General features: G+C 74.5%; 3 protein-coding genes and 1 pseudogene. 1 reads left to right on the top strand and 3 read right to left on the bottom strand.

What is annotated here, in order from left to right; translation table 11 throughout:
* The first annotated feature begins 389 nt into the window (after positions 1–389).
* Entirely contained in the window at positions 390–1130 is a 741-nt protein-coding gene (locus VR45_RS43185) for a TetR/AcrR family transcriptional regulator (RefSeq protein ID WP_052709746.1), read from the top strand.
* 189 nt (positions 1131–1319) lie between these two features.
* On the opposite strand, the pseudogene VR45_RS50940 reads toward VR45_RS43185, so the two are convergent.
* The 3 genes and pseudogenes from VR45_RS50940 to VR45_RS40420 all read right to left on the bottom strand — a co-directional run.
* Positions 1320–1985 (bottom strand): annotated as a pseudogene (locus VR45_RS50940) (DUF4436 family protein); the annotation flags it as partial.
* Positions 1986–2038: 53 nt separating this feature from the next.
* The gene (locus VR45_RS40425) at positions 2039–3250 is read right to left on the bottom strand and encodes an agmatine deiminase family protein (protein ID WP_045944969.1); all 1212 of its coding nucleotides are present in this window, start codon (positions 3248–3250) and stop codon (positions 2039–2041) included.
* A 181-nt stretch (positions 3251–3431) separates the two neighbouring features.
* The coding region (locus VR45_RS40420) for an ABC transporter ATP-binding protein (protein ID WP_045944968.1) at positions 3432–3764 on the bottom strand (333 nt) is incomplete at its 5' end.

Raw genomic sequence — 3764 nt, 5'->3', positions numbered from 1 at the left:
TGTCCGACTGGACGCCGGAGAGCTTGTTGCGCCAGATGCCGGTGCTGTCCGGCCAGGCCATCCAGGTGCGGGTGTGGCGCAGGGTGTCGATCGGCACCCGGAAGCCGGCGGCGGCCGCGGCCCGGTCCGCGCCGGTGCCGCGGCGGCCGGTGGCTGCGGCGGCGGCCGGCCCGCCGGTCGCGACGGTGAGCGCGGTGCCGGCGGCGGCCAGGCGTCGTGCTGTCGGTCGCTCTGTCGGATCTGGAGCGGTCGTTCATCATTACCTCCGTGTCAAGATGCCCTGCTCGTCGAGCAGTTGACCGAAAAGGTAGAACTGACCAAGCGCTCGGTCAATACTTTGCGCAGCTTCGGCCCCTCCCCCGGCCCCGGCAGTCGTTACAGTGACCGCCATGGCGACACAGGCGACGGGCGCGGACCCGGCCACCACCCAGGACACGACCGCCAGCACCCAGGACGCGGCAACCACCCAGGACGCGGCAACCACCCGGGGCGCGGCAGCCACCCGGGCCGCGGCCGCCCCCCGGACGGCCGTCCCCGGCCGCGCCCGGACCTCGGCCAAGGGCGAGCAGACCCGGGCCCGGCTGATCGCGGCGGCCCGGATCCTGCTCGCGGGCGGCGAGGCCGGCCGGTTCACCACCCGCAACGTGGCCGCGCTGTCCGGGGTCTCGCACGGGATGTGCCACTACCACTTCGCCGACCGCACCGACCTGATCGTGGCCGTGGTCGCGGACCTCGGGCCCGAGTGGATCACCCCGCTGGAGGAGGCGGTGGCCGGCCCGGGCGGCTACGCCGAGCGGGCCGAACGGGTGCTGACCCTGCTCACCCGCCCCGAGAGCCCCGACCTCGCCCGGCTGCACGCCGCCCTGCACTGGCTCGCCCTCAACGACGAGCGGGTCCGGGTCGCCCTGGAGGCCGAGTACGGGCGGTGGCGGTCCTGCTTCGTCCGGCTGTTCCGGGCGCTCGCGGACGAGCGGGGCGGCGACACCGACCCCGCCCCGCTCGGCGAGGCCTTCGCCGCCGCCGTGGACGGCATCGCCGCCATCGGCTCGCTGGACGGGACGGTGGACTCCGCACTGGTGCTGCGCACCCTGCTGGACTCCCTGGCCTCGACGGTCGGCCCGCGCCGCTGAGGCACCCCACCGTTCACGGACCCGCCCCGGCCGGCTCGGCGGCGTCGACCCTTTTGCGGTGCTCCACCCGGCTGCCCGAGACGACCGTGACCACCAGGCAGGCCGCGATGATGCCCTCCGCCCAGAACCCTCCGCCCAGAAGAAGGCCACATAGTCGATCAGCGAGCCGATCGGCGGCGCGCCGGGCGCCGCGTTGCGCATGCCGATCAGCGCGAACAGGGTCGCCGCCATCCACCCCAGCGAGGGCCACACCATGCCCTGCCGACCCCGGTAGAGCACCTCCGCCCCGGCCAGGACCGCCAGCGCCAGCGCCCACATCGCCGCGATCATGAACCAGGCCAGGATGAAGGTGCTCCGTGCCCTGGTCACCCGCCCCTCGAACACCGTGCCGTCCGCCCCGTACGGGGTGCCGGCCGGGCGGACGAAGAAGAACGGGTCGGCGTCGCCGAACACCACCCCGACCGGGACGGCGCCGGTGGCGTCGGCGGCCGAGAACAGCACCTCGAAGCGGTAGCGGTCGAAGGGGTAGTCGGTCGGGGTGCCGCCGTAGAGGTTGGCCGACACCGGTTTGGGCGTCGCCGCCTCCCCCGGTTCGGCCCGCAGTTCGGTGCGGGTGGTCGACCGGACGGTGATGTCGACCCGGCGGGAGAAGGTGCCGGACTCCGGGTCCTGGGCCAGGGTGCCGTGCGGGACGGGCACCACGTAGAGCGTCATCTCGCCGCCGGCCGCGTCGATGTCCTGGGAGGTGACGTCGAGTTCGACCCAGTCGCCGGTGGTGGGGAGGGAGAGTTCCCGGGTCTGCTGGCGGGTGTCGCGCTCGTTGAGGTACAGGGCGATCCCGGCCGAGCACAGCACGGCCAGGATCAGCAGGACGAGGAGGAAACGGCGGTCCCGCAGCCGGCGCCCGCTCACGTCGGACCGGTGCCGGGGGCGACGGGCTGCTGCTGGGTGGCGCAGTGGATGCCCCCGCCCCCGGAGGCGATGTGGTTGATGGACACCTGGGAGACCTTCCGGCCGGGGTGGAGGTCGCCGATGATGCCGGCGGCCCGGTCGTCGGCGGCCCGGTCGCCGAAGCGCGGCACGATGACGCCGCCGTTGCAGATGTAGTAGTTGAGGTAGGTGGCGAGGAAGTCCTTGCCGGCGCCGGGGATCAGGTCGAGGTCGGGTTCGGGGAGGTCGACCACCTCGAGGGTGCGGCCCCTGGCGTCCTTCGCCGTGGCGAGGACCTGGAGGGCCTGGTCGGAGGCGGTGGTCCAGCTGTCGGGCGGGGTGTCCGGGCCGGGGCGGTGGACGACGACGGTGCCGGGCTCGGCGAAGCGGGCCAGGGCGTCGATGTGGCAGTCCGTGATGTCCTGCCCGGCGACGCCCTGGAACCACAGCACGGTGCTGACGCCGAGCAGGTCCTTGAAGGCCGCCTCGATCTGGTCGCGGCTCTTGCCGGGGTTGCGGTTGGGGTTGACCCAGGAGCTCTCGGTGGCCATCAGGGTGCCCTCGCCGTCCACCTCGATGCCGCCGCCCTCGCCGGTGATCGGCGCCTGGACGCGCGGGATGCCGTAGTGGTCGAGGAGGTTGCGGGCGACCTGGCTGTCGTTGGCGTGGGTCTGCTTGTTGCCCCAGCCGTTGAAGTTGAAGTCGATCCCGGCGAGCCCCTGCGGGCCGGTGACGAAGGTCGGGCCGGTGTCGCGGGCCCACAGGTCGTCGACCATCAGCTCCAGCACCTCGACCGTGGAGCCGCAGGCCTGCCGGGCCTGCTCGGCCTGGTCGGGGCGGGCCAGCAGCACCACCGGCTCGAAGCCGGCGACGGCGCGGGCCAGCCCGGCGATGTCCTCTCGGACGCCGGGCAGTTGGTCGCCCCACACCTCCTCCAGGGCCGGCCAGGCCATGAAGGTGCGGGTGTGCGGGGCGGACTCGGCCGGCATCGCGCGGGCGGCCGCGGCGCTCGGGCTGCCGGAGGCGGACGACGCCTGGGCCGAGGCGGTGCCGGCGGGGCTCGGCGGCTGCTCGTCGCCGCTGTCGGAGGCGCAGCCGCCGGTCAGGGCCAGTGCGGCGAGCGCCGTCCCGGAGCGCAGCAGCGTACGGCGGGACGGCCCGGGGTGGGCCGGGTGGGCCGGGTGAGCCATGGGGCCTCGTTCCGGTAGGTGCCTGAGGGGGTACGGTCCCGCACGCTACTGAGAGGCGGGTCAGGATCCGCTGCGGCAGGTACCCGCCATCGGGGTGAATCCCGGGCCCGCCACCGCCGCCCCCCGGAACGGGACGGGACCCCGGCCCGGCAGACCCCGAGCGGCTGCCGGGCCGAGGGGCTCACAGGGCGCGGCGCGCGGCGGCGATCCGGTCGGGATCCCAGCCGGGCCGGGGCACGGACTCCAGCAGCAGCCGGGTGTAGGCGTGCTGCGGGTCGTCGAGGACCTCGGCGGTGGGGCCGGCCTCGACGATCCGTCCGTGCCGCATGACCACGACCTGGTCGGTGACGCAGCGGACCACGCCGAGGTCGTGGGTGATGAACAGGTAGCCGATGCCGGTCTGTTCGCGGATGTCGGCGAGCAGGTTGAGCACCTGGGCCTGGACCGAGACGTCCAGCGCGGCGACCGCCTCGTCCAGGACCAGGACGGCCGGCTGCACGGCCAGCGCCCGGGC

This window comes from Streptomyces sp. NRRL S-495 (assembly GCF_000966955.1).
Classification (GTDB): Bacteria; Actinomycetota; Actinomycetes; order Streptomycetales; family Streptomycetaceae; genus Kitasatospora; species Kitasatospora purpeofusca.
This window is presented reverse-complemented; position numbering and strand designations above follow the sequence as displayed.

Coding starts and splice junctions, on each gene's coding strand:
- VR45_RS43185 (WP_052709746.1), top strand. CDS start 390: ATGGCGACACAGGCGACGGGCGCGGACCCGGCCACCACCCAGGACACG.
- VR45_RS40425 (WP_045944969.1), bottom strand. CDS start 3,250: ATGGCTCACCCGGCCCACCCGGCCCACCCCGGGCCGTCCCGCCGTACG.